We start from the raw sequence: 25,707 nt of genomic DNA on the forward strand, positions 1-25,707 counted from the left end.
TTCGTGGCCTCAATTCTGGAAAAGGTTCTTCGTGTTGGCGAGGGTCGGGTTCTCCGCCGCCTCGAGAACTATGCGAAGGCCATCAACGCGCTCGAAGACGACTTCAAGGAACTCAGCGATGAGGACCTGCGAAACGAGACGACCCTCCTGCGGGAGCGCTACTCCAACGGCGAATCCCTCGACGACCTCCTGCCGGAGGCGTTCGCGGCCGTGCGCGAGGCATCCGTTCGCACCCTGGGTCTTCGCCACTTCGATGTGCAGCTCATGGGTGGGGCCGCGCTGCACCTCGGCAACATCGCCGAGATGAAGACCGGCGAGGGCAAGACCCTCGTCGCCACGACCGCCGCCTACCTGAACGCGCTGACCAGCCGCGGCGTGCACATCGTCACGGTCAACGACTACCTCGCCAGCTACCAGAGCGAGCTGATGGGCCGCGTGTTCCGCGCCGTCGGCATGACCACCGGATGCATCCTGTCGGGTCAGACCCCCCAGGAACGCCGCGAGCAGTACGCTGCAGACATCACCTACGGCACGAACAACGAGTTCGGCTTCGACTACCTGCGCGACAACATGGCCTGGCAGGCGAGCGACATGGTGCAGCGCGGCCACTACTTCGCGATCGTCGACGAGGTCGACTCGATCCTCATCGACGAGGCGCGCACGCCGCTCATCATCTCCGGTCCCGCCTCCGGCGAGGCGAACCGCTGGTTCAACGAATTCGCGAGCCTCGCCAAGCGGCTCACGCCCGGCGTCGACTTCGAGGTCGACGAGAAGAAGCGCACCGTGGGCGTGCTCGAGCCCGGCATCGAGAAGGTCGAGGACTACCTCGGCATCGACAACCTCTACGAGTCGGCGAACACCCCGCTGATCTCCTTCCTCAACAACGCCATCAAGGCCAACGCGCTGTTCAAGCGCGACAAGGACTACGTGGTGATGAACGGCGAGGTGCTCATCGTCGACGAGCACACCGGGCGCATCCTGATGGGTCGCCGGTACAACGAGGGCATCCACCAGGCCATCGAGGCCAAGGAGGCCGTCGCGGTCAAGGCCGAGAACCAGACGCTGGCGACCGTCACCCTGCAGAACTACTTCCGCCTCTACTCCAAGCTTTCCGGCATGACCGGTACCGCCGAGACCGAGGCCGCGGAGTTCATGAGCACGTACAAGCTCGGCGTGGTGCCGATTCCCACGAACAAGCCCATGGCGCGCCTCGACAAGTCCGACCTCGTGTACAAGAACGAGGAAGCAAAGTTCGGCCAGGTCGTCGAGGACATCGCCGAACGCCACGAGAAGGGCCAGCCGGTGCTGGTCGGCACCACCAGCGTCGAGAAGAGCGAGTACCTCTCCCGGCTGCTGGCCAAGCGCGGTGTGCGCCACGAGGTTCTCAACGCGAAGAACCACGCCCGCGAGGCGGCCATCGTCGCCCAGGCGGGACGCCTCGGCGCCGTCACCGTGGCGACGAACATGGCCGGCCGTGGCACCGACATCATGCTCGGCGGCAACGCGGAGTTCCTCGCCGTCGCCGAGATGAACGCGAAGGGCCTCAGCCCGGTCGAGACGCCCGACGAGTACGAGGCGGCCTGGGACGACGTGTTCGCCGCCGTGAAGGAGAAGGTGAACGAGGAGGCCGAGAAGGTCACCGCCGCCGGTGGCCTGTACGTGCTCGGCACGGAGCGCCACGAGTCGCGCCGCATCGACAACCAGCTGCGCGGCCGCAGCGGTCGCCAGGGCGACCCGGGCGAGAGCCGCTTCTACCTGTCGCTCACCGACGACCTCATGCGCCTGTTCAACGCGGGAGCGGCGGAGAGCCTCATGGGTCGGCAGGGCGTTCCCGACGACATGGCCATCGAGTCGAAGGTCGTGAGCCGGGCGATCCGCAGCGCACAGGCGCAGGTCGAGGGCCGCAACGCCGAGATCCGCAAGAACGTGCTGAAGTACGACGATGTGTTGAACCGCCAGCGTGAGGCGATCTACAGCGACCGCCGGCACATCCTCGAGGGCGACGACCTGCACGAGCGCACGCAGCGCTTCCTCGAAGCGGTCATCGACGAGGTGCTCGACGCGCACACCGGCGAGGGCAACGGCGACGACTGGGACTTCGACGCCCTGTGGGCGGAGCTGAAGACGCTGTACCCGGTGGGCATCACGATCGACGAGGTCGTGGCCGAGGCGGGGCAGCGAGGCAGGATCAACCGCGACTTCATGCGCCGCGAGATCCTCTCCGACGCGCGGCTCGCGTACCAGAAGCGCGAGGAGCAGCTCGGGTCCGAAGCCATGCGCGAGCTCGAACGCCGTGTGGTGCTGTCGGTGATCGACCGCCGCTGGCGCGACCACCTCTACGAGATGGACTACCTCAAGGACGGCATCGGGCTGCGGGCCATGGCCCAGCGCGACCCGCTGGTCGAGTACCAGCGCGAGGGCTACGCCATGTTCCAGCAGATGATGGGGCAGATCCGCGAAGAGAGCGTCGGGTTCCTGTTCAACCTCGAGGTCGAGGTCACCCGCGCCCCCGGCGAGGTCGCCAGCCCGATCGTGGCGGCGCGGGGCCTCGCTCCCGCCGAGGGCGCCGACGAGAAGCTCAGCTACACGGCGCCGAGCGACTCCGGCGGCGTGGAGGTGCGCAACCAGCGCGGCCAGGTGCAGCGGGCGGCGACCGACCGCGCTCGCCGGGTCGCGGCGTCCAACGCTGCCGCGGGGGCTGCCGAGGCCGCGGGGGAGAACGGCGGGGACACCGACGGTGCGCCCGCAGCCCGCGGTGCCTTCGGCCAGCGTGCCAACGGTGCGTCCGACGCTCCCGTCAACCGCGCCGAGCGTCGTTCGCAGGGCAAGAAGAAGTAACCCGCGCTGGGCGCGGGGCGCGGCGTGAGCGGGGCGCTGGCGAGTCAGAGCACGTGGATGGCGCTGGCGCGCCAGCGATTGTCCATGCCTTCGAGCCGCAACGCCACCGCGCGCGACCTCGCCTTGCTGTGCACCATCACCACGGCTTCGATGACGCCGTCACTCGGCTCGGAGATGGACATGCGGCCGATAGTGATCGACGGCCGGTGCGGTTGCTGGCCCTTGACCGCGCGAGCGCGGGCTGAGAGCACCGTGCGCTTGAGCAGGTGCCGGTAGACGTCGTCGCTCACCCACCTGGCGAGCTGGTCCAGCTCCCTCGCACCGGCCAGCACCTCGATGACGCATCGGGTGAGGTTCACCAGCAGCGGCTCCGGATCGGGCAGGTCGCCGCGCGAGCTGTGCTGGACACCGAAATAGTCCTCGTCGACGGGCAGGTGCACCCCGGGCGGGTGCGGGAGTGGATTCATGGCGACTCCGATGTACGTGATACCAATGACTCGCCGAGGAATCTCAACGACGAGGACTTCATTGCGGGCGGATCACAGGTTCTCCTCCTCAAGAGACGAAGAATCCTTGGCTGACACTCAACCAGTCCTCTCGCCGGGCGTCCAGCATTTTTTCAGGCTGTGGATAACCTGCACACAGAAACAGCGGCGCGACTAGCGTCGGGGTGTGCGCTGGGACAACCTCTTCGACGATCTCGAAGGACAGCTCGAACACGAGCTCAGTGCGGAGGAGACCGACCTGCGCGCCGAGGACGAACGGCTGCGCGTTGGGCGGCTTTCGCTGCGCGACCGGCTGACCAGCCTTGCGGAGGCCCGTGACGGTTCCCAGCTCCTCCGCCTGGTGCTCATCGCGGGCAACACGGTGACAGTGCGCCCGGTTACGTTCGGGAAGGACTGGCTGGCCGGCGACCTGGTCGGTGAACTCGTCCGCCCCATGCAGTGCGTGCTGCCGCTGGCCGGGATCGCCGGCGTGCTGCTGGCGCCCGGGCACATCGAGCGGTCACTGCGCGCGTTGCCGGAGTCGCCGGCGCGGATCGTCGATCGCATCGGCTTGCCGTTCGTGCTCCGCGACCTGTGCCGTCGCCGCAAGCCGGTGGAGATCCTGACCCCGGCCGGCGCGCTCCACGGAACCATCGACCGGGTCGGTCGGGACCACGTCGACCTGGCGGTGCACCCTCCCGGCACGCTCCGCCGGAGTTGCGAGGTGGGCCAGGTGCGGTTGGTGCCGCTCGGCCAGATCCACCTGGTTCGCCTGTCCTGACGACCCTGGCCCGTCAGCCGGCCCGGTAGCCTCAGTCCTCCACGGGACGGATGATCGTGCCGCCGGAGAGCTCCGGGATGTTCGCGTAGTCGGACTGCTCCCACAGCGCGAGACGGCGCGCCTCTTCGTACTTGCCCTCGATGTAGGACTCGAGCACCGCTCGCTCGACCCGCCAGATCCCGCCGCCGATGCGGATCGCCGGGAGCTCGCCCGTCCGCACCAGATCGAGCGCCTCCGCCGACGTGATGTTGAGGATCTCCGCGGTGTCGCCGAGGGTCAGGAAACGGCCGACCTGCTCGGATGAGGCGGCATCGGGCGACACGCGTTCGGTCATGTGTCGATTATCCGCCGCGGAAGGCCACCCATGCCGGGCCTGTGGATAACTTGCGCGGCGTCGCCGCGGAACCGCGACGATATGAGCAGCGTTCAGCGGAGGGACATCATGCGGCAGAAGAAGGGCAGCACCACAGGGAGCACCACCAGGGGTGCCGGCGCCACACCGGCGGCGGGCCGCTACTGGGTCGACCCGCGATTCGTCATCGGACTGGTGCTCGTAGCGGCGTCCATCGCCGGCGTCTGGTTCGTCGTCGGCGGCATGGACACCTCCGTGGCCGTCTACGCCGCGCGGGCGCCGCTCCAGGTGGGCGACCGGGTGGGGAGGGCGGACCTGGTGGCGACCCCCGTGCGCATGGAGTCCGCCGCGAGCGTCTACGTCACGCCCGCCACCCTGCCTCCCGGCGGACTGCTCGTCACGCGCACGGTCGCGGCCGGGGAGCTGTTGCCGAGAGCATCGGTGGGAACCAGCGCCGGCGCATCCGTCACCCGGCTGGTCGTGGACACGACCGAGACCCTGTCCGGCTCGCTCACGCCCGGGGCGGTCGCCGACGTCTGGTCCGCGCGACAGGTGGACCACGGGCGGTTCGGGCCGCCCGTGGTGCTCGTCACCTCCGCGTCCGTCGTGCGGGTCATCGAGAGGACCGGCCTGATGACAGGCGGGAGCGGCCAGTCGGTGGAGATCCTGGTGCCCAAGGACAAGGTCGCTGCGGTGCTCGAGTCGGTCGCCAACGAGGACGCCATCGCCCTCGTGCCCGTCAACGCGCCGCTGGAGGGATGACATGGCCAACCTGGTGCTCGCGCTCGATCGCCACACGGAAGACCGCCTCATCGGCGACATCGTCGAACACGGACACACCGTCGTCGCCCGGCTCGCCACGGCACGCGAACTGATCGCCTCGCTCGAGGCCGGAACGCCCGACGTGATCGTCATCGGGGCGACCCGCGCCCTCCTGACCTCCGAACTCCTCGCCGCCTGCGACGCCCGCGGGGTGCGCGTGGTCGCGCTCGCCGAGTCCGAGCCCGACCATCGTTACGCGTCATCGCTCGGCCTGCACGAGGTCGTCGACGGGCAGGCGCCGTGGTCGGAGATCGAGAGGGTGCTCGTCAACGGGGTGACGGTGCCGCTCCGCGTCGGTGACCTCGCCCGGCAGCCGAGCGCTCTCGATGCGGGGCGGGTGATCGCCGTGTGGGGACCGGCGGGGTCGCCCGGGCGCACGACCCTCGCCATCAACATCGCCGCGGAGATCGCCGCCGCGGGACACACCGTCGCGCTCTGCGACGTCGACACCTACAGCGGATCTGTCGCCCCGAGCCTCGGCATGCTCGACGAGGCACCCGGGTTCGCCGCCGCCTGCCGGCTCGCCGGCGCCGACAGCCTCACCCAGGCCGAGCTCGAGCGGGTGGCCCAGCGCTACAACTCCCCGCACGGGGCGTTCTGGGTGCTCACCGGCATCGGCCGCCCGGCCCGGTGGCCGGAACTCTCGGCCGAGCGGGTCGGCGCAACGCTCCGGGCGGTGCGGCACTGGGTCGACTACGTCGTGCTCGACACCGGCTTCAGCCTCGAGTCCGATGAGGAGATCTCGAGCGACCTGTTCTCACCGCGCCGCAACGCCGCCACCCTGGCGGCCCTGCGGGAGGCCGACCAGGTGGTCGCCTGCGGGCTGGCCGACCCGGTCGGCATGTCCCGGTTCCTGCGCGCGTGGGGCGACCTCGCCGACCTCGTCACCACGGAACGGGTCACCGTCGTGATGAACCGCGTACGCTCCACCGCGATCGGCATGAACCCGAACGGCCAGGTGCAGTCCACGCTGCGCCGGTTCGGCAACATCGGCTCGGTCGTTCTCGTGCCGCATGACCAGCACGCAACGGATGCCGCGGTGCTGGCCGGCCGCACCCTGCGGGACGCGGCGCCCCGGTCCGCGGTCCGGGCGCGCATCCGCCAGCTCGTGCACGCCGAACTGGTTCCCGAGCCCCAGCCGGTGCGGGCCGCGCGACGGAGCCGCGCCGTCGCCGGCCTTCACGCCCGGCGGGCCACCGGCTGAGCGCCGTTCTCCGTCGGCCGAAGCGGCGGATCGCCCGCCACCGACAGGGTCAGCACCGCCTCGCCCACGTGCGGGTCCTGCTCGAGGTCGAGCGCCACACCGCGCAGGGTCTCCGCGACCGCGCTCTCGGCCTCGTTGCCCACGAGGTCCACCGCTGCCACCAGGAACAACTGCTCGGGGCCGATGTACTCGAGGTGCAGGTAGGTGACCTTCGCGACGTCAGGGTGCTCCAGCATCCGGGTGATGATGGCCTGCTCGACAACGTCGCTGGTCTCCTGGCCCACCAGGAATCGGCGGTTGCGGTCGATGAGGATGACCGCCACCACGGCGAGGAGCACCCCGATGACGATCGACCCGATGGCGTCGAACACGGCCGATCCGGTGAGCTGGTGCAGTAGGAGCCCGAGCGCAGCGACCACGAGGCCGACGAGGGCCGCCGAGTCCTCGGCGAAGACCGCGCGCAGTGTGGGATTCGAACTGGCGAGGACCCCCTCGATCGTCCCAACGCCGCGCTTCTTCGCGCGGGCGTGCGCCTGCCGGAACGCCTGCAGGAAGGAGATGCCCTCCAGCACGAACGACACCCCGAGCACCAGGTACGCGAAGAAGTAGTCGCCGGCGGGTTCCTCGGAGGTGAGTGAGCTGATGCCGTGCATCACCGAGAAGACGGCGCCGGCCGTGAACAGTCCCATGGCCGCGAACATCGACCAGACGTACGCCTCTTTGCCATAACCGAGCGGATGCTCCTCATCGCTCTTCCGGCCGGCTCGCCGCTCTGCGACGAGCAGGAAGACCTCGTTGCCGGTGTCGGCCCAGGAGTGAGCGGCCTCGGCCACCATCGACGCTGACCCGGTGAGCAGCGCGACAATGGTTTTCGCGATCGCGATCAGCAGGTTGGCGCCGAAGGCGATGAGCACTGTGACCCAGCTTCCGCCGCCGCTGTCGGGGGACTCCTTCGGGCTGCTCACACGTGCATGGTAGCCCGGGTCACGGGCGCCATCTAGGCTTGTGGACGTGTCGACGCTCAGTGATCTCGTTCTAGCCCAGGGCCCCAGCAAGGCCGAGGACGCCGACTGGCTGCACCTGCTGGTGGCCGACGGCCAGCTGCTCGCGGACCTCGCCTTCGCCGACATCGTCGTGTGGGTACCGACCGACGACGGCGGGTTCACTGCCGTCGCCCACGCCCGGCCGTCGAGCTCCGCGACGCTGTTCTACCGCGACTTCGTCGGCCAGCCGATCAAGAACGAGTGGCGCAAGCAGGTCACCGAGGCGTACGAGACCGGCAGGATCGTCGACTCCACGGCTCCGGACTGGTACGAGGAGACCCCGACGCGGGTGCGGGCCGTGCCCGTCATCCGCCGGCTGAGCGCGAGCGGCCCGCAGGTCACCGGCCCCATCGCGATCCTCACCCGGCACACCAACCTCAGCGAGGCGCGCACGCCGGGGCGCCAGGAGCTCACCTTCAACGACTGCGCCAACGACCTGTTCGACATGATCGCCAGCGGCGACTTCCCCGACCTCGGCGCCCCGACGGGTCCGCGGCGCGGCGCCCCGCGCGCCTCGGACGGGCTGATGCGCCTCGACGTGGAGGGCATCACCACCTTCGCGAGCCCGAACGCGCTGTCGGCTTTCAACCGGATGGGCTTCGCCGACGAACTCGAGGGGGAGTCGCTGGCCGAGGTCACCACGGGCCTGCTCACCGGCAACGCCGTCGTCGACGAATCGCTGCCGCTCGTCGTGACGGGCCGGGCGCCGTGGCGCACCGACATCGAGGCGCGCGGCGTCACCGTGTCGCTTCGGGCGATCCCGCTGCGCAGCCACGGCGCGCGCACCGGTGCGATCATCCTCACCCGCGACGTCACGGAGCTGCGGCACCAGGAACGCGAACTGATCACCAAGGACGCGACGATCCGCGAGATCCACCACCGGGTGAAGAACAACCTGCAGACCGTGGCGTCGCTGCTGCGCATCCAGGCGCGCCGAACCCACTCCGACACGGCCCGGGAGGCGCTGACCCAGGCGATGCGCCGCGTGGGCGCGATCGCGGTCGTGCACGACACGCTCAGCGAGGGCCTCAGCCAGATCGTGGACTTCGACGAGGTCTTCGACCGGGTGCTCCTGCTCGTCGCGGAGGTGGCATCCGCCCACAACACCACCGCCCACCCCACGCTGTCGGGAAGTTTCGGGACCCTGCCGAGCGCGTACGCGACCCCGCTGGCGCTGGCGCTGACCGAACTCGTGACCAACGCCGTCGAGCACGGCCTGGCCGGACGCGAGGGCGAGGTGGCCATCGAGGCCATCCGCAGCGACGAGGCCCTCACTGTGCGGGTGTGCGACAACGGATCGGGGCTGCCCGAGGGCAAGGTGGGTTCCGGCCTCGGCACCCAGATCGTGCGCACGCTGATCCAGGGCGAACTCAGTGGCACCATCGACTGGCACACCATGGTGGGCAGCGGCACCGAGGTGACCATCGAGATCCCGCTGCGATACCTACACCCCACAACGGCGTAACGCCCGCGACCGGCGCGGGCGTTACGTGAGAATCGGGCGCCGCTGGGACGGGCGGCGGCCCGGGATGCGGCTCTAGGAGGCGCGGCGGGCGCGAGCGGCGCGGCGCTTGAGTGCGCGGCGCTCGTCTTCGCTCAGGCCACCCCAGACGCCGGAGTCCTGGCCGGTCTCGAGCGCGTACTGCAGGCAGACCTCGGTGACACTGCAACGGGCGCAGACGGACTTGGCCTTCTCGATCTGGTCCACGGCGGGGCCGGTGTTGCCGACGGGGAAGAAGAGTTCCGGGTCAGCCGTGAGGCAGGCTGCTTTGTCGCGCCAATCCATGGGGGTGCTCCTTATTTGCGGTGTGCATGGCCGATCGGCCTAGAATGCGGTGAAGGCCCCTTGCAGGAAGGTCAGATCCACAGATCGAGATCGGCTCACGTCCCTGTGAGCACCAAGCGGGCCTCAAATATGCTCCCATAATGGTTGGGCCAAATCAATAGTTTTGTGTGGGATTTGCTGTGAGAAGAGACAACGGTCGGACAGTCGCAGACGATGCCGCCCCTGCGCGTGAACGGCACCCGGCGACCCTGCTCGTTCTGGCAGCCCTGCTCGCCCTCGAGGCGCTCGCGCTGTGGCTCGTCGCGGGGTGGGAGTTCATCGAACTCCTCACCCAGCCGGCGGCTTCCGAGGCCGGAGCCATCGCCCTCCTGGTACTGGTGATCATCGCGGCGACCTGGGTGAGCGCCATCGCCGTCAATGTCCTGCGGCGCCGCGGGTGGATACGCGGTGCCGCGGTCACCTGGCAGGTCGTGCAGGTGGCGGTGGGCATCGGATTCCTGCAGGGCGTCGACGCCAACATCGGGCTCGGCCTCGCCCTCATCATCCCCTCGATCCTGGTGGTGGGGTTGTTGTTCACCCCGTCGGTGCTGGCGGCCACCGGCGCCAAAGATGCCGGTGCGCGCACATTCTGACCGGAATTCCGACGCGTTCGGAATAGCCGGCGCGCATCGGGGCGTTGACTCCGGTGTGTCCCACACTTCCGACGCCGTTTCCGCGCCCGTGCACGCCCCGTCACACCTCGTCGATCGCGCCCGCGACGGCTGGGCGGCCTGGCGGCAGCGCCGCCTGCACGCCGTGACCGCGCCGCAGGGGAACCTCGCCCTGGTCGAGACGCGCTGGCTCGGCGACGACGCGTCCGGCAACGAGACGGATGCGACGGCCGGGCAGCCGCAGAGCGTGACGGTCACCAGGCTGCAGCGCCTGAACCTCGACACGGGCGAGCCGGAGCACGGCATCCGTTTCTGGGACGCCGCCTCCGCGGCCATCACCCACTTCGACACCGTCACGGCCTGGGACTTCGATCCGGCCTGGGTGATCTCCGCCCGGTTCACCCCCGTGTCCGCTGACCGGACCATCCCCTTCGAGCACATCCGTGACAACGGCGGCACGCGCGACCTGGTGGTGCCCGGCGACATCACCTTCACCCTGGGCGGCATCGACTACACGTTCAGCGCCTTCGACGACGACGGCACGCTGCTGCTCGTCTTCGGCGACGCGAGCAACGGCCTCCCCGGCGATGCGGGCAGCTACGCCGCCGGGCGTTTCCTGTTCGTCGAGCGCGAGCGGACGGAGTTCGGCGAGCCCGGCGACGTCGTCCTCGACTTCAACCGCGCCTTCGTGCCGCCGTGCGGTTTCTCGATCCACTACAACTGTCCCATGCCGCCACCGAACAACCGTTTCGCCTTCCCGGTGCACGCCGGTGAGAAGGCGGTCCGGTTCCGGGGCGGCCACACCCTGCACTAGCGCGCTGCAGCAGCAGGCATGCGCGCGTCCATTCGTTCCGCATCACCACAGGAGAATTCTGAACATGATTCGCACAGGGAAGACAACCAGAACGAAGGCCACCACCGCTTTGATCGCGGCCGGTGCCATCGTCACCCTCGCCCTCACCGGCTGCTCGGTGGGGCAGGGCGGCGGGAAGGCATCCGCTGCCCACGACACCATCGAGATCGGGTCGATCTACGAACCGCAGAACCTGAGCGCCAGCTCCGGCGGCGGCCAGGGTGTCACCGAGGCGTTCAACGGCAACGTCTACGAGGGCCTGTTCAAGCTCACCGACGCCGGCGACGTCGAACCGCTGCTGGCGACCGATTACACGATGAGCGACGACGGCCTCAGCTACACGTTCACCCTGCGTGACGGTGTCACCTTCCACTCGGGCAAGGCGCTCACGAGCGCCGACGTGAAGTCGAGCATCGAGCGCGTGACAGCGGATGACTCGCAGTCGGCCCGCAAGTCGAGCCTCGCCGTGATCTCGGGCATCGAGACGCCTGACGACAAGACCGTCGTGGTGAAACTCTCGTCCCGATCGATCTCGCTGCCGTACCTGCTGAGCTATATCTGGATCGTGAACAGCGAGGCCACCGACCTGAAGACCAGCGAGGACGGCACCGGGCCGTACACGCTGGGGGAGTGGAAGCGCGGCAGCTCGCTGAGCCTCGAAGCCTGGGACGGCTACTGGGGTGACGCTCCCAAGAACCACGAGGTGGTTTTCAACTACTTCACCGATGCCACGGCGCTCAGCAACGCACTGCTCACGAACGAGGTCGACATCGTGACGAGCGTGCAGAGCCCCGACGCCCTCTCGCAGTTCGAGAACAACCCCGACTTCGTCGTGAGCGACGGCGACTCCACGACCAAGGAACTGCTCGCGTTCAACGACAAGGTGGCGCCCTTCGACAAGGTCGACGTGCGCAAGGCCGTCTACTCCGCGATCGACCGTGAGAAGCTGCTGAACTCGATCTGGGGCGACCACGGCACCCTCATCGGCTCCATGGTTCCGCCGACCGACCCCTGGTACGAGGACCTCACAGACGTGAACCCGTACGACGTGGACCTCGCCAAGAGCCTGCTGGCGAAGGCCGGCTACCCGGATGGGTTCGCGTTCACCCTCGACGCCCCCACCTACGACCCGCACCCGGCGGTCGCAGAGTTCCTCAAGAGCGAGCTGGCGAAGGTCGGCATCACGATGACGATCAACCCGATCAGCGCCGACGAGTGGTACACGAAGGTGTTCCAGAAGCACGACTTCACCGCCACCCTGCAGGAGCACGTGAACGACCGCGACGTGGTCTGGTACGGCGACCCCGACTTCTACTGGGGCTACGACAACCCGCAGGTCACGAAGTGGGTGGCCGAGGCCGAGCAGGCGTCGTCGACCGAGGAGCAGACGGCCAAGCTCAAGCTCGTGAACGAGCAGATCGCGAAGGATGCCGCCAGCGCCTGGCTGTACCTCTACCCGCAGATCGTCGTCGCGTCGAGCGACCTCACCGGGTACCCGGTGAACGGCCTGAACTCGCAGTTCTACGCCTACGACATCACGACGAAGTAGCGTTTGGGAGGCACGCGGGTTGAACGCCGCTTGGCGCGTGGAACGCCATGCGCCAAGCGGCGTTCAACCCGCGCGGCGGGCCAGGGCAACGGATGCCGCGGCTCGCGCGACGAGAGACAGGCAACGACCGGAGGAGGGCGCGGATGACTCGGTACCTGCTGCGCCGCGCCGCGTTCCTCCTGATCTCGCTGCTCGCGGCGATCGTCGTCTTGTTCGTGCTGCTGCGCCTGCTTCCCGGCGACCCGGCCAACGCACTGCTGTCGGTGAACGCGACGCCGGAGCAGATCGCGGCGGCGCAGGCGCAGGTGGGCTCCGACCGGCCGCTCGCCGAGCAGTTCGCGTCGTGGTTCGGCGACGTGCTCACGCTCGACCTCGGCCGCTCGTTCATCAGCTCGCTTCCGGTGGGGCCGGAGATCGTGTCGCGCCTGGCCGTGACGGTGCCGCTCACCCTGCTCTCGTTCGCGCTCGCCCTCGTGGTGTCGCTCGTCGTCGGCTTCGTCGCCGCCTGGAAGTCGCGCACCTGGTACGGACAGGCGCTGTCGGCGCTCTCACAGCTCGGTATCGCGGTGCCGGCGTTCTGGGTGGGCATCCTGCTGGTGAGCCTGTTCTCGATCCGGCTGCGGCTGCTGCCCTCCGGCGGGTTTCCTCGGGACGACTGGGCGGACCCGGCCGACGCCATCCGTTCGTTGACGCTGCCGGTGATCACGATCGCCATCGTCATGAGCGCCAGCCTCGCCCGGTACGTGCGCTCGGCGACGCTCGACGTGCTCGGCAGTGACTTCCTCCGGAACGCCCGCGCCCTCGGCGCCCCGTTCCGGGTCGCGATGTGGCGGCACGGCCTCCGCAACGCGTCGGTGCCCGTGATCTCCATCCTCGGCATCGAGCTGGCCACCACGTTCCTCGGCGCCGTCGTCATCGAGAGCGTCTTCACCCTCCCCGGGCTCGGCAGCATGCTGCTGCGCGCGATCGCCCAGCACGACTACCCCAACATCCAGGGCATCCTGCTGGTGAGCACGGTGGCGGTGCTCGTCATCGGATTCCTCGCCGACCTGGTGCAGCGCCTCGTCGACCCGCGGCTGCGCGCGAGCATCTCCGGGAACCGGTGAGCGGATGAGCAACGCACCCATGCGCGAGGCCGATGGCTCTCTCCTGCCCGCCAGCGGCCCGTCGACCGTGACAGGGCGTGCGGATGCCGCCGGTCGCGCATCCGTTGCCGGCGGCCGGCGGTCGGTGACCCTCGTGGTCGGGCTCGTCCTGGTGGGGCTCGTCGTGGTGACGGCGCTCGTCTCGCTGCTCTGGCTCCCGTACCCGCTCTCCGACACCTCGGGAACGCGCCTGGAGGCGCCGGGGGCCGCGCACTGGCTCGGCACCGACAAGCTCGGGCGCGACCTGGCCAGCCAGCTCATGGTCGGGGCCCGCATCGCCCTCCTGGTCGGCCTCGGATCGGTCGTTATCGCGGCGGCCATCGGCATCCTGCTGGGCTTGGCGGCAGCGTTCGCATCGGGGTGGGTGGACGACACGCTGTCGGCGTTCTTCGACATCGTCATCGCCTTCCCGGTGCTGCTGCTGGCCATGCTGATCGTCGCCGCGCAGGGGGCGTCGCTGTGGTCGGCGATCCTCGCGATCGGCCTCGGCATGTCGGCCATCGTGGCGCGGCTCACCCGCGTGCTGGCCAAGAGGGTGCTGCGCGCGCAGTACATCACCGCGGCCCGCACCTCCGGGACGAGCTGGGCGGGCATCGTCGGCCGGCACGTGCTCCCTAACGTCTGGCCCACTCTGAGCGTCAACCTCGCCCTGCAGTTCGGCATCGCCGTGCTCGCCGAGGCGAGCCTCTCCTACCTCGGACTCGGCGCGCCGCCGCCCAACGCCTCCTGGGGGCGGATGCTGCAGGAGGCGCAGGCGACGGTCGCAACCGCGCCCGTCGGCGCCATCGCGCCGGGCATTGCGCTCGTGATCCTCGTCATCGGCGTGAACCTCGTCGCCGACGGTCTCCGCGACGTCGCCGATCCCACCCGAAGGAGCCGCTCGTGAGCCTGCTGGACGTCACGGACCTGAGCGTCGCCGCCGGCGGCGTTGACCGGGTGCGCGGGCTGTCGTTCTCGCTGTCGGCCGACGAACGGCTGGGCCTCATCGGCGAATCCGGCTCGGGGAAGTCGCTCACCGCGCTCGCCATCACGGGGTTGCTCCCGGAGGGGCTGACCGTGCGGGGGAGTGTTCGGCTGGACGGGACCGAGGTGGTGGGCGCCCCGGAGCGCGCGCTCGTCCCGCTGCGCGGGCACGTCGCATCCGTCGTCTTCCAGGAGCCGCTCACGTCGCTCGACCCGCTGATGCGGTTGGGGAGCCAGCTCGCCGAGCCGCTGCGCCGCCACCAGGGGCTGCGGGGCGCGCCCTTGCGCGCCGCCGTGCTGGACGCACTGCGTGAGGTGAGCCTGCCCGAGCCGGAGCGGATCGCGAAGGCGTACCCGCACGAGATCTCCGGCGGGCAGCGGCAGCGGGTGGCGATCGCGATGGCGCTGGCCTGCCGGCCGAAGCTGCTCATCGCCGACGAACCGACGACGGCGCTCGACGTGACGGTGCAGGCGGAGATCCTCGACCTGCTCGACCGGCTGGTCGCCGGGCGCGGCATGGCACTGCTGTTCATCAGCCACGACCTCGCCGTGGTGGCGCGGGAGACCTCCCGCGTGCTCGTGCTGCGGAACGGCGAGGCTGTGGAAGCGGGGCCGCTGGCCGACCTGCTGGCCGCGCCGCGGCATTTGTACACGGCCGAGCTCGTCGCGAGCGCCGCCGCTCTCGACGCGGCACTGGAGGTGTCATGACCGCGCCCATCCTCGAGCTGGACCAGGTGTCGTTCGCCTACCGCGGCGGGGTGCCGGCCGTCTCCGGCATCTCGTTCGCCGTGGAGGGGGGCCGGAACGTGGGCCTCGTGGGGGAATCGGGGGCGGGCAAGACCACCCTGCTGCGGCTGCTCCTCGGCCTCGCCACGCCGAGCTCCGGGCGCGTGCTGTTCGACGGTGCGCCGCTCGACGTTCGCGACCGCGCACGCATGCGCCAGTTCCGCCGGAGCGTGCAGACGGTGTTCCAGGACCCGTACTCGTCGCTCGACCCGAGGCAGAATGTCGGGCGCATCGTCGCCGAGCCGCTCCGGTCGCTCGGCATCGCCCGCGGGGCGGATGCCGCGGCGCAGGTGGCGGAGGCGCTCGCGTCGGTGGGCCTCCCGGCCGACGCCGCCTCCCGCTACCCGCACGAGTTCTCGGGCGGGCAGCGGCAGCGCATCGCCATCGCCCGGGCTATCGTGCCGGGGCCGCGGCTTCTGCTGGCCGACGAGCCGGTGAGCGCGCTCGACGTGACCACGCGCATCCAGGTGATGGACCTGCTCGCCGAGCTGGGGCGCTCCCGCGGATTGACCGTGCTCATGGTGAGCCACGATCTCAGCGTCGTCGCCGCGCTGTGCCAACGGATGGTGGTGCTGCAGGGCGGCCGCGTGGTGGAGCAGGGCGAAACGACCGCGGTGCTTGGGGCGCCTCGCGAGGACTACACCCGGCGCCTCATCGACGCCGTCCCGCGACTCCCCGCCTGACCCATCCGCCTGACGCGTCCGTCGTGCATCGCCCGCCGCGCGCACCCGTCTCGGCGGCCTGACCACGTTTCGGCGGGTCGCGCCCGCTGGAGCGGTAGCGCTGGGCCGATCCGGTAGCGGTGGTTGGCTAGGCGTCGAGGCCGAGCTTCTTGCGCAGGCTCGCCACGTGGCCGGTGGCCTTCACGTTGTAGAGCGCCAGCTGGATGGTTCCCGACTCGTCGACCACGAACGTGGACCGCAGCACGCCGGTGACCTCCTTGCCGTAGAGGTTCTTCACCCCGTAGGCGCCGTACGCGTGGTGCACGCTGAGGTCCTCGTCGGAGAGCAGCGGGAAGTTCACCCGGTCGTGCTCCTGGAACTCCTTGAGTTTGGCGGGCGCGTCCTTCGACAGGCCGAGCACCTGGTATCCCGCGCCCTTCAGCGACCCGAGGCTGTCGCGGAAGTCGCAGGCCTGGGTGGTGCAGCCGGGCGTCATCGCGGCCGGGTAGAAGTAGACGACGACCTTCTGGCCGGCGAAATCGCCGAGCGAGACGGATGCGCCGTCCTGGTCGGTCAGCGTGAACTGCGGTGCCGGGTCGCCGGCTTCAAGGCGCGTGGTTTCGGTCATACCGCAACGCTACCTGCTCCGTCCGGGGCAGCGGATGCGCTCAGTACGCGGGCGGCGCGGCGAACGTCGTGAGCAGCCGCTGCAGCGAATCCAGGCGTGCCTGCCCGGTGTCACCGAGGTCGCCGCGCTCCACCGCCTCCATCATCGCGCAGTCCGGCGAGTCGGGCAGGTGCGTGCACCCGCGCGGGCACGCCTCGGCGACGGCGGCCAGGTCGGTGAACGCCCGCAGGATGTTGTCGGTGTCGATGTGACCGAGCCCGAACGAGCGCACGCCGGGGGTGTCGATCACCCAGCCGCGCCCGGCATCCGTTTCGAGGCGAAGCGAGACGGTCGACGACGAGGTGTGCCTGCCCCGCCCGGTGACCGTGTTCACGACGCCGGTCGCGCGCTTCGCCTCCGGCACGAGCGCGTTCACGAGCGTGGACTTGCCGACACCGGAATGCCCGACGAACACGGTGTCATGACCGATGAGCGCCTCGGCGATCCGGTCCACCGGCATGTCGTTCTCGCGGCTGGTGATCACGGGGAGGTCGAGGCCCTGGAAGTTCCGCAGGAAGCCGGCCGGGTCGGCGAGGTCGGTCTTCGTGATGCACAGAATGGGCGCCACGCCGGCATCGTAGGCGGCGACGAGGTAGCGGTCGACGAGACGGGTGCGCGGCTCGGGGTTCGCCGCGGCGACCACGATGAGCATCTGGTCGGCGTTGGCCACGATCACCCGCTCGACGGCGTCGGTGTCGTCGGCGCTCCGGCGCAGCAGGGTCGCGCGCGGGCGGATGCGGACGATGCGGGCGAGGCTCCCTTCCGCACCGGTGGTGTCGCCGACGACGTCGACGCGGTCCCCCGTGACGACGGCCTTCTTGCGCAGCTCGCTTGCCCGTGCGGCGGTGAGGGTGCGCTCGCCGGGCCGGTCCTCATCGAGGAGCACGGTGTACCGGCCGCGGTCGACACCGAGGATGCGGCCGACGAGGGCGTTCTCGTGCCCTGGCCGGGTCTTGGTGCGCGGCTTGTTTCCCTTGGGATTGGGCCGGACCCGCACGCTCGATTCGTCGTACTCGGGCTGCTCGTCGTCGTCGGCGCTGTCCCACCAGGTCATCTAGAGCCGAGCCTCCGCAGGCCCGGCGATCATCGACCGCCACAGCGACGCGAACTGGGGGAGCGTCTTGGCCGTCGTGCCGATGTTCTCGACCTCCACCCGGGGAACCGCGAGGCCGATGATGGCGCCGCTGGTGGCCATCCGGTGGTCGTCGTAGCTTCGCCAGACGCCCCCGTGCAGCGGCCGCGGCTCGATGCGCAGGCCGTCCTCGAGCTCCGTCACCTGGCCGCCGAGCCCGTTGATCTCCGCGGCCAGCGCGGCCAGGCGGTCGGTCTCGTGGTGGCGGATATGCCCGATGCCCGTGATCGTGCTCGGCGAGTCGGCGAGGGCGGCCAGCGCCACCAGGTTCGGGGCGAGCTCACCGCCGGTGCTGAGGTCGAGGTCGACACCACGGATGCCGTCGCCGGCCGTGACCGTGAGCGAGCCGCCGTCGTGGCTGACGGTGGCCCCGAACAGCGGAAGCAGCTCGGCCAGGTCGGCGCCGACCTGCGTCGTGGTGGCTGGCCATCCGGTGATGGTCACGCTGCCGCCCGCGACCAGGGCGGCGGCGAGGAACGGTGCGGCGTTGGACAGGTCCGGTTCGATGGCGACCTCGGCCCCGCGGATGGGTCCCGGTGCGACGGTCCATTCGCCCACGGCGGCGCTCTCCACCGTGACGCCGCGGCCGGCGAGGGTGGCGATCGTCATCTCGATGTGCGGCAGGCTCGGCAGCCGCGCCCCCTCGTGCCGCAGCTGCAGGCCGTTGTCGAACCGGGCGGCCGACAGGAGCAGGCCCGAGACGAACTGACTCGACGTGGAGGCGTCGATCGTGATCGCGCCGCCCGCGAGGCGGCCGGTGCCGTGCACCGTGAACGGAAGCGCGAGCCGCCCGTCGTCGTTGATGTCGGCGCCGAGTGCGCGGAGCGAGGTCACGGTGGTGCGCATCGGGCGGCGCCTCGCACCGGCGTCGCCGTCGAAGGTGGTCGGACCGAGGGCGAGGGCCGCCACCGGGGGCAGGAACCGCATCACCGTGCCGGCCAGTCCGCAGTCGATCGTCGTCGATCCCAGCAGTTCTCCGGGCGTGATGCGTAGATCCGGCACATCGTCGGCACCCGTCACCGACTCGACGCCCGTGCCCAGCTGGCGCAGTGCGGCGACCATGAGGTCGGTGTCGCGCGACTGCAGCGGGGCCACCAGGCGCGACGGCGCGTCGGCGAGGGCGGAGAGCACCAGCTCCCGGTTGGTCAGCGATTTCGAGCCCGGAAGCGACATCCGCGTGGCGAGCGGGCCGGCGGCCGTCGGCGCCGCCCACAGCTCATCTCCCGTGTCGGGGGCGTTGTCCCCATACGGGTTGAACTCGGGCTTGGAATATCTGGACGTCAGCATTGGTTATCAGAGTAGTCGGTCATGAACAACGGATAAGGAGGCGCTGCATGGCAGGAATGCTGCTCATGGAACGCCCCGCCGTCGCCGCTCGCCCGGAGGTGCTCCCGGCCCCCGGCAACGCCCGGTTTGACGGCCTAGTATTGCCCCTGATGACTTCAGACACGCCAGCGACCCCGAACGAGAGCTCCGTGAGCAGCCGGGACCTGTTCGAGGAACAGGCAATGCCGTACATCGACCAGTTGTATGCGGCGGCGATGCGCATGACCCGCAACCCCTCAGACGCGCAGGACCTCGTGCAGGACACCTTCGTCAAGGCGTTCGCTGCGTTCGAGCAGTTCCAGCAGGGCACCAACCTGAAAGCCTGGCTGTACCGCATCCTCACCAACACGTTCATCAACACCTACCGCAAGAAGCAGCGTGAGCCCTTCCAGGGCACCATCGACGAGCTTGAGGACTGGCAGCTGGGCGGGGCAGAGTCCCGCACGGCCATGTCGAGCCGGTCCGCGGAGGCCGAGGCCATCGACCACCTGCCCGACAGCGCCGTCAAAGAGGCGCTGCAGTCGATTCCGGAGGAGTTCCGCCTGGCGGTCTACTTCGCCGACGTCGAAGGCTTCTCCTACCAGGAGATCGCCGACATCATGAAAACCCCCATCGGCACCGTGATGAGCCGCCTGCACCGTGGCCGGCGACTCCTTCGCGACCTGCTGTCGGGTTACGCCACCGAACGCGGATTCGGCAGCAGTACACCAACAGACAGCCCGAAGAAGTCTGGAGCGAGAACACAATGACTGACTGCGGATGTGAGAAGGCCAAGGCCGAACTCGAGGAATACCTGCACAACGAACTGTGCGCGGAAGACGCCGCCGATATCCGGGAGCACTTGGAGAGCTGCACCGACTGCAGCACGGAGCACCTGATCGGGCGCACGCTCACCGACGTCGTGCAGCGCGCCTGCAAGGAGACCGCACCCGAAGACCTGCGCGACATGGTGCTGCAGAAGCTCCGGGCGGTGCAGTCCACCCACTGACGCCGGGTGGACGAAACGGCGACGGATGCAGGCGTCAGAAGTCGTCGTCGCTCAGTTGCGCGAGGCGCGACTCTTCCAAATCGATCATGTGTTGCGCCCGCTCCATGACGCGGGAGCTGAAGGCGCCGGTTGCTCGGGCCTCGAGCAGTGCGTCCCGTTCGGCTCGAAGTACCCGCAGTCGCAGCGTGCGGTGTTGCTGATGCGGTCCGATGGTCGCAGCGGAGTCATCCACTGCGCTGGGCTCCTCGGTCGTGTCCAGGCCGGCGAAGCCGGGGGGTTCGGCCTCGTCGACGTTCGCCTGCTCCCGCAGCGATTCGCCGATGAGCTGGCTGTCGGCACGGACCCTGTCCATGACCGCGGGATCGAACGGGGCGCCGTTCTTCTGTACCAGGTTCGGGTTGTCGAGCGCCGCGAGTCCCTTGGCGCTCACCTGGCGCACCAGGGTCGCGAGCTCCTGCCGGTCGGCGCCGCTGTCGGTTCCAACGATGCGGAGGGCCTTGATGAGCACCGGGAGGGTGCTGCCCTGCACGAGCAGTGTGACGATGGCGACGATGAACGCGATCAGCACGAGCTGGGCACGGTAAGGGATGTCCGGCAGGGATTCGGCGGCAGCGAGGGTGACCACGCCTCGCATCCCCGACCAGGCCAGCACGGCGCCGCCGCGCCAGCCGAGGCCGTCCGCCGTGAGGGAATCAACGTCGGCGCGTCGGCGCACCAGGAAACGCCGCGCTCGGCCCGTCGTGGGCGCAGACATGCGTGCGGGAGCATCCGCCGCCTCGGATTTCGGCCTGTCGAGGTGACGGATCGCGGACTCCAGGTCTTTCCCCGCCTGCGCCGCTCGTCGCTGGTCCCGGCGAAGCAGCGCGATCAGCGGTACGACGAACGCGATGCGCACCACAATGAGCAGGCCGGTAGCGAGGAGCCCGAACCCGATGGCCTGCAACAGGCTGCTCTCATCGCGTACCTGCACGACGAGCGTCTTGAGCTCCAGGCCCATCAGCAGGAAGACGCCGTTCTCCAGCACGAACTGCACCGTGCGCCAGTTCACGCGCTCGCTGATGCGGATCTGCGCGTTGAAGTGTTTCGCACTCTGATGCCCGGTGACCAGCCCGGCGACCACCACGGCGAGGACGCCCGATGCCTGGAGCTCGTCGGCCGGGAGGTAGGCGAGGAACGGCACCGCGAACGACACCGTCGTGTTGAGCACTGGGTTCAGGAGCTTGGAGCGCACCCACACGGTGAGGTGGCCGATCACAAGCCCAACCACGATCGCCACGACCGCCGCCAGGACGAACCCGCCCACGACCTCCCACAGGGCGACGCTACCCGCCGTCGCCGCGACGGCGGAACGGAGCAGGACGAGGGCGGATGCGTCATTCACCAACCCCTCACCCTCCAGCACGGTCACCAGGCGCGGGGGGAGGCCCAGCCGCTTGGCGATCGAGGTGGCGGCCACGGCATCCGGGGGGCTGATCACAGCGCCGAGTGCGATTGCGGCGGGAAGGCTCAGCGCCGGAAGCAGCCAGTAGAACAGCAGGCCCGTCGCCAGCGCGCTCACGATCACGAGCAGCACCGAGAGGCCCGCTATCGGCTTGATGTTGCGCCTGAGGTCGACGAGGGGCACGTTCACCGCCGCCGCGTACAGGATGGGCGGCAGCACGAGCGAGAGGATCAGCCCCGGCGGGAACTCGATCGGGGGAAGCGCTGGGATGAAACTGCACGCCGTGCCGATGACGACGAGCACCAGAGGAGCCGCCACGCCCAGCTTCGGCGCCACGCTGGCCACGGCCACGATGGTGAGAATGCCGAATAGAACAAGGAGTGCGTAGTCCACTCTCTCACTGTATGCAGATGCCGCCCGCCACGCCCGGTCCCCGCCCACGCGGTTTCGCGGGCAGGGACCGGAGGGTGAGGAACTAGAGGGTGAGGGCGCCCTCGACCAGCGCCACCTGCTCGGCCGCGTGCCGCTTGGCCGAGCCGGCCGCCGGGGAGGCGGATGCCGGCCGGGAGAACAGGCGCACGGGACGCGGGCCCAGCTTGCCGGTCTCGAGGCAGAAGAACGGCCATGCGCCCTGGTTCTCGGGCTCGTCCTGCACCCACGCCAGTTCGGCGTTGGGGTACTCGTCCGCGACCTCCCGCAGCCGGTCAGCGGGCAGCGGGTAGAACTGCTCCACGCGCACGAGCGCGATCTTTGGGTTCGGGTTCTTCTCCAGCTCGCCCAGCAGGTCGTAGTAGAGCTTGCCGGCCATGAACAGCACCCGCTTGACGGCCGACTTGTCGGTGATGCGGGCGTCGTCGATGACCGTCTCGAACTTGCCGTTGGTGAAATCGGACACCTCGCTGGTGGCACCGCGCAGCCGCAGCATGGCCTTCGGGGTGAAGACGATCAGCGGGCGCCGGGGCCGCATGTACGCCTGGCGGCGCAGCAGGTGGAAGTAGGACGCCGGGGTGGACGGCCGGGCGACGGTCATGTTGTCCTCGGCGCACAGCTGCAGGAAGCGCTCGATCCGTGCGGAGGAGTGGTCGGGTCCCTGGCCCTCGTAACCGTGCGGCAGCAGCAGCACGACGGAGGAGCGCTGGCCCCACTTCTGCTCGGCCGACGAGATGAACTCGTCGATGACGGTCTGGGCGCCGTTGGCGAAGTCGCCGAACTGCGCCTCCCACAGCACCAGGGCATCCGCTCGCTCGACCGAATAGCCGTACTCGAAGCCCATGGCCGCGTACTCGCTGAGCAGCGAGTCGTAGATCCAGAACCGGGCCTGGTTGTCGCTGATGTTCGCCAGCGGCAGCCACTCCTGGCCGTTGACGCGGTCGTGCAGCACGGCGTGGCGCTGAACGAACGTGCCGCGTCGGGCGTCCTGCCCGGCGAAGCGCACCGGCGTGCCTTCCAGGAGCAGCGACCCGAGGGCCAGGAGTTCGCCGAAGCCCCAGTCGATCTTGCCGTTGCGGCTCATGTCCACGCGCTTCTGCAAAAGCTGCTGCAGCTTGTTGTGCACGGTGAAGCCGGCGGGCTTGTTCTCGAAGGCGTCACCGATCTGGTGGATGACCTCCTGGGCCACGCCGGTCGTCTCCGGTTCGCCGACAGCCTGCTCGGCCGTCTGGCCTGCTGGCTGCCCGAGGTCGGACGAGCCGACGGCAGGGATCGAGCCGGTCTGCGCGGCGTGCGTCTCCATGAACGCGCGCTCCAGGCGCTCCTGGAAGTCGCGGTGTGCGGCCTCGTATTCTTCCTCGGTGATATCGCCGCGGCCGACCAGCGCCTCGGTGTAGAGCTTGCGCACCGACCGCTTCGCCTCGATCAGGTTGTACATGAGAGGCTGCGTCATCGAGGGGTCGTCGCCCTCGTTGTGTCCGCGGCGGCGGTAGCAGACGAGGTCGATGACGACGTCCTTCTTGAACTGCTGGCGGAACGCGAACGCGAGCTCGGCGACGTGCACCACGGCCTCGGGGTCGTCCCCGTTGACGTGGAAAATCGGCGCCTGGATGGTCTTGGCGACATCCGTTGCGTAGTACGAGGTGCGACCTTCGCCGGGCGGGGTGGTGAAGCCGACCTGGTTGTTGATCACGATGTGCACGGTGCCGCCGGTGCGGTAGGCGCGCAGCTGCGACATCTGCATCGTCTCGAGCACGACGCCCTGGCCGGCCATCGCCGCATCGCCGTGGATGAGGATCGGCAGCGTGGAGAACGTGCCGATGGGCTTGCGGTCCTGCTTGGCGCGCACGATGCCCTCGAGCACGCCGTCGGCGGCTTCGAGGTGCGAGGGGTTCGCGGCCAGGTAGACCGGGATCTCCTCGCCGCCGGCGCCGCGGAACGTGCCCTCGGTGCCGAGGTGGTACTTCACGTCGCCCGAGCCGTGCACGGTGCGCGGGTCCTGGGTTCCCTCGAACTCGCGGAAGATCTGGCCGTAGGTCTTGCCGGCGATGTTGGTGAGCACGTTCAGGCGGCCGCGGTGGGCCATGCCGATCGCGACGCCGTCGAGGTCTTCCTCGGCCGAGCTCTGCAGGATGGTGTCGAGCAGGGCGATGGTGGACTCGCCACCCTCGAGGCTGAACCGCTTCTGGCCGACGTACTTGGTCTGCAGGAAGGTCTCGAAGGCCTCCGCCTCGTTGAGCTTGCCGAGGATGCGCAGCTGCTCGTCATGCGTGGGCTTGACGTACGGCTTCTCCATCTTCTCCTGCACCCACTTGCGCTGGGCGCGGTCCTGGATGTGCATGTACTCGATGCCGATGGTGCGGCAGTACGTGTCGCGAAGCACCCCGAGGATGTCGCGCAGCGGCATGAGCCGCTGGTTGCCGAAGCCGCCGGTGACGAATTCGCGGTCGAGGTCCCAGAAGGTGAGCCCGTGCGTGGAGATGTCGAGGTCGGGGTGGGAGCGCTGCACGTACTCGAGCGGGTCGATGTCGGCCATCAGGTGCCCGCGCACGCGGTACGCGTTGATGAGTTCCTGTACGCGCGCCGTCTTGTCGATCGCGCTGGCCAGGTCGACGCTGATATCGGGCGCCCAGTGGATGGGGTCGTACGGGATGCGGAGGGCCGCGAAGATCTCCTCGTAGAAGCGGTGCTGCCCGATGAGGAGCTCGTGCACGATCTTCAGGAACTCGCCGGAGCCGGCACCCTGGATGACGCGGTGGTCATAGGTGCTGGTGAGCGTGATCGTCTTCGAGATGGCCAGGTTGGTGAGCGTGGTGAGGCTCGCCCCCTGGAACTCGGCGGGATAGTCGAGGGCGCCGGCGCCGATGATGCAGCCCTGGCCCTTCATGAGGCGGGGGACCGAGTGCACGGTGCCGATGCCGCCGGGGTTGGTGAGCGACACTGTCGCGCCGGAGAAGTCGTCGGCGGTGAGCTTGTTCTTGCGCGCCCGGGCGACGACGTCCTCGTAGGCCACGAGGTATTCGCCGAAGGTCATGGTGTCGGCGCGCTTGATGGCCGGGACCATGAGCGACCGGGTGCCGTCGGGCTTGGGGAGGTCGATGGCGATGCCGAGGCCCACGTGGGCGGGGGCGACGACGGAGGGCTTGCCGTTGACCTCGTCGTAGTAGACGTTCTGGCTGGGGAACATGCCCAGCGCCCGGATCAGCGCCCAGCCGATGATGTGCGTGAACGACACCTTGCCGCCGCGCGAGCGCTTCATGTGGTTGTTGATGACGATGCGGTTGTCGATCAGCAGCTTCGCGGGGATGGTGCGAACGGATGTCGCCGTCGGCACCGTGAGGCTGGTCTCCATGTTGGAGGCGAGGGACTTCGACATCCCGCGCAGGGGTGTCACCGTGTCCTTGGCCTCGCTGGTGTCAGCGCTCGCGGGGGCGGCCGGGGCCGGCGCCTGCGCGGGGACGGGCTCGGGCTTGGGGGCGACGGAGGTGGTGCGAGCCGCGGGCTGGTTGCCGATAACGGCGATCGGGGCTGTGGGCGGGGCGGGTTCGGCCGCCGGGGCGGAGCCGGGCGAACCCTGGGCGCCCGAGACCGGCTGGTAGCTCTCCAGGACGGGCCACCAGGCCTTGTCCACCGAGTTCTTGTCGACGAGGTACCGCTCGTACATCTCGTCTACGAGCCATTCATTGGCTCCGAAGTCGCCCGTCGTCGCTTCGTCGGACCCGCTACCGGTCAATTGGCTTGACACCGCCGATCGCCCACTCTCTCCATTGATTTTTCGGATGCGGCACCGGTCGATTTGGTGCCT

At 69.4% G+C, this 25,707-nt stretch carries 23 protein-coding genes; 14 read left to right on the forward strand and 9 right to left on the reverse strand.

Going from position 1 to position 25,707, the window contains the following annotated elements; translation table 11 throughout:
* Positions 1-3 precede the first annotated feature (3 nt).
* Positions 4-2,838, forward strand: coding sequence for a preprotein translocase subunit SecA (gene secA, locus EEJ31_RS12815; protein WP_123046682.1), 2,835 nt, complete (start codon positions 4-6; stop codon positions 2,836-2,838).
* A 44-nt stretch (positions 2,839-2,882) separates the two neighbouring features.
* On the opposite strand, the gene EEJ31_RS12820 is transcribed toward secA, so the two are convergent.
* On the reverse strand, positions 2,883-3,305 hold the full coding sequence (locus EEJ31_RS12820) for an Rv3235 family protein (RefSeq protein ID WP_123046683.1): 423 nt from the start codon (positions 3,303-3,305) through the stop codon (positions 2,883-2,885).
* 205 nt (positions 3,306-3,510) lie between these two features.
* On the opposite strand from EEJ31_RS12820, the gene EEJ31_RS12825 reads away from it, so the two are divergent.
* The gene (locus tag EEJ31_RS12825; RefSeq protein ID WP_123046684.1) at positions 3,511-4,104 is read left to right on the forward strand and encodes a hypothetical protein; all 594 of its coding nucleotides are present in this window, start codon (positions 3,511-3,513) and stop codon (positions 4,102-4,104) included.
* A gap of 31 nt (positions 4,105-4,135) precedes the next feature.
* Here the strand turns inward: EEJ31_RS12825 and EEJ31_RS12830 are convergent, their stop codons facing one another.
* Entirely contained in the window at positions 4,136-4,438 is a 303-nt protein-coding gene (locus EEJ31_RS12830) for a helix-turn-helix domain-containing protein (RefSeq protein WP_123046685.1), read from the reverse strand.
* An 81-nt stretch (positions 4,439-4,519) separates the two neighbouring features.
* On the opposite strand from EEJ31_RS12830, the gene EEJ31_RS12835 reads away from it, so the two are divergent.
* Together EEJ31_RS12835 and EEJ31_RS12840 are read left to right on the forward strand one after the other, a co-directional pair.
* Positions 4,520-5,218 (forward strand): hypothetical protein, encoded by a 699-nt coding sequence (locus tag EEJ31_RS12835; protein ID WP_123046686.1) that lies wholly within the window; start codon positions 4,520-4,522, stop codon positions 5,216-5,218.
* 1 nt (position 5,219) lies between these two features.
* Positions 5,220-6,482, forward strand: a complete 1,263-nt coding sequence (locus EEJ31_RS12840; protein ID WP_199727353.1) for an AAA family ATPase — start codon at positions 5,220-5,222, stop codon at positions 6,480-6,482.
* On the opposite strand, the gene EEJ31_RS12845 is transcribed toward EEJ31_RS12840, so the two are convergent.
* Positions 6,458-7,447: a cation diffusion facilitator family transporter gene (locus EEJ31_RS12845; RefSeq protein WP_233563891.1), complete on the reverse strand. Its 990-nt coding sequence runs from the start codon at positions 7,445-7,447 to the stop codon at positions 6,458-6,460. The two genes, EEJ31_RS12840 and EEJ31_RS12845, sit on opposite strands and share 25 nt — an antisense overlap.
* 46 nt (positions 7,448-7,493) lie before the next feature.
* Here EEJ31_RS12845 and EEJ31_RS12850 point away from each other — a divergent pair, with 46 nt between their 5' ends.
* The gene (locus EEJ31_RS12850; RefSeq protein WP_123046688.1) at positions 7,494-8,990 is read left to right on the forward strand and encodes a sensor histidine kinase; all 1,497 of its coding nucleotides are present in this window, start codon (positions 7,494-7,496) and stop codon (positions 8,988-8,990) included.
* A gap of 72 nt (positions 8,991-9,062) precedes the next feature.
* Here the strand turns inward: EEJ31_RS12850 and EEJ31_RS12855 are convergent, their stop codons facing one another.
* On the reverse strand, positions 9,063-9,311 hold the full coding sequence (locus EEJ31_RS12855) for a WhiB family transcriptional regulator (protein ID WP_123046689.1): 249 nt from the start codon (positions 9,309-9,311) through the stop codon (positions 9,063-9,065).
* A 179-nt stretch (positions 9,312-9,490) separates the two neighbouring features.
* Between EEJ31_RS12855 and EEJ31_RS12860 the strand changes: the two genes are divergently transcribed.
* The 7 genes from EEJ31_RS12860 (at position 9,491) to EEJ31_RS12890 (ending at position 15,940) form a co-directional block, all read left to right on the forward strand.
* Entirely contained in the window at positions 9,491-9,943 is a 453-nt protein-coding gene (locus tag EEJ31_RS12860) for a hypothetical protein (protein ID WP_233563892.1), read from the forward strand.
* 55 nt (positions 9,944-9,998) lie between these two features.
* The gene (locus EEJ31_RS12865) at positions 9,999-10,775 is read left to right on the forward strand and encodes a DUF1684 domain-containing protein (protein ID WP_233563893.1); all 777 of its coding nucleotides are present in this window, start codon (positions 9,999-10,001) and stop codon (positions 10,773-10,775) included.
* Between the two features lie 64 nt (positions 10,776-10,839).
* Positions 10,840-12,363 (forward strand): ABC transporter substrate-binding protein, encoded by a 1,524-nt coding sequence (locus EEJ31_RS12870; protein WP_123046691.1) that lies wholly within the window; start codon positions 10,840-10,842, stop codon positions 12,361-12,363.
* A gap of 143 nt (positions 12,364-12,506) precedes the next feature.
* Positions 12,507-13,469, forward strand: a complete 963-nt coding sequence (locus tag EEJ31_RS12875) for an ABC transporter permease (protein WP_123046692.1) — start codon at positions 12,507-12,509, stop codon at positions 13,467-13,469.
* Between the two features lie 4 nt (positions 13,470-13,473).
* Positions 13,474-14,394: an ABC transporter permease gene (locus tag EEJ31_RS12880; protein WP_233563894.1), complete on the forward strand. Its 921-nt coding sequence runs from the start codon at positions 13,474-13,476 to the stop codon at positions 14,392-14,394.
* On the forward strand, positions 14,391-15,179 hold the full coding sequence (locus EEJ31_RS12885; RefSeq protein WP_123046694.1) for an ATP-binding cassette domain-containing protein: 789 nt from the start codon (positions 14,391-14,393) through the stop codon (positions 15,177-15,179). The genes EEJ31_RS12880 and EEJ31_RS12885 overlap by 4 nt, the downstream gene beginning before the upstream one ends.
* On the forward strand, positions 15,176-15,940 hold the full coding sequence (locus tag EEJ31_RS12890) for an ABC transporter ATP-binding protein (protein WP_123046695.1): 765 nt from the start codon (positions 15,176-15,178) through the stop codon (positions 15,938-15,940). Before EEJ31_RS12885 ends, EEJ31_RS12890 begins: the two co-directional genes overlap by 4 nt.
* A gap of 127 nt (positions 15,941-16,067) precedes the next feature.
* Here the strand turns inward: EEJ31_RS12890 and bcp are convergent, their stop codons facing one another.
* Genes bcp through aroA form a run of 3 tightly spaced genes read right to left on the reverse strand, consistent with a single transcriptional unit; the run spans position 16,068 to position 19,005 of the window.
* The gene (gene bcp / locus EEJ31_RS12895; RefSeq protein ID WP_123046696.1) at positions 16,068-16,547 is read right to left on the reverse strand and encodes a thioredoxin-dependent thiol peroxidase; all 480 of its coding nucleotides are present in this window, start codon (positions 16,545-16,547) and stop codon (positions 16,068-16,070) included.
* A 40-nt stretch (positions 16,548-16,587) separates the two neighbouring features.
* On the reverse strand, positions 16,588-17,640 hold the full coding sequence (gene rsgA / locus EEJ31_RS12900) for a ribosome small subunit-dependent GTPase A (RefSeq protein WP_123046697.1): 1,053 nt from the start codon (positions 17,638-17,640) through the stop codon (positions 16,588-16,590).
* The gene (aroA, locus tag EEJ31_RS12905) at positions 17,641-19,005 is read right to left on the reverse strand and encodes a 3-phosphoshikimate 1-carboxyvinyltransferase (RefSeq protein ID WP_123046698.1); all 1,365 of its coding nucleotides are present in this window, start codon (positions 19,003-19,005) and stop codon (positions 17,641-17,643) included.
* Between the two features lie 149 nt (positions 19,006-19,154).
* Here aroA and EEJ31_RS12910 point away from each other — a divergent pair, with 149 nt between their 5' ends.
* Together EEJ31_RS12910 and EEJ31_RS12915 are read left to right on the forward strand one after the other, a co-directional pair.
* Positions 19,155-19,793: a sigma-70 family RNA polymerase sigma factor gene (locus EEJ31_RS12910; RefSeq protein ID WP_199727355.1), complete on the forward strand. Its 639-nt coding sequence runs from the start codon at positions 19,155-19,157 to the stop codon at positions 19,791-19,793.
* Entirely contained in the window at positions 19,790-20,032 is a 243-nt protein-coding gene (locus tag EEJ31_RS12915; RefSeq protein ID WP_123046700.1) for a zf-HC2 domain-containing protein, read from the forward strand. Before EEJ31_RS12910 ends, EEJ31_RS12915 begins: the two co-directional genes overlap by 4 nt.
* A gap of 34 nt (positions 20,033-20,066) precedes the next feature.
* Here the strand turns inward: EEJ31_RS12915 and EEJ31_RS12920 are convergent, their stop codons facing one another.
* Both EEJ31_RS12920 and EEJ31_RS12925 read right to left on the reverse strand, forming a co-directional pair.
* Positions 20,067-21,866, reverse strand: a complete 1,800-nt coding sequence (locus EEJ31_RS12920; protein ID WP_123046701.1) for a cation:proton antiporter — start codon at positions 21,864-21,866, stop codon at positions 20,067-20,069.
* 82 nt (positions 21,867-21,948) lie between these two features.
* Positions 21,949-25,647 (reverse strand): multifunctional oxoglutarate decarboxylase/oxoglutarate dehydrogenase thiamine pyrophosphate-binding subunit/dihydrolipoyllysine-residue succinyltransferase subunit, encoded by a 3,699-nt coding sequence (locus EEJ31_RS12925; protein WP_123046702.1) that lies wholly within the window; start codon positions 25,645-25,647, stop codon positions 21,949-21,951.
* Between the last annotated feature and the right edge of the window lie 60 nt (positions 25,648-25,707).

It is taken from the genome of Cryobacterium tepidiphilum (assembly GCF_003716325.1).
Lineage (GTDB): Bacteria > Actinomycetota > Actinomycetes > Actinomycetales > Microbacteriaceae > Cryobacterium > Cryobacterium tepidiphilum.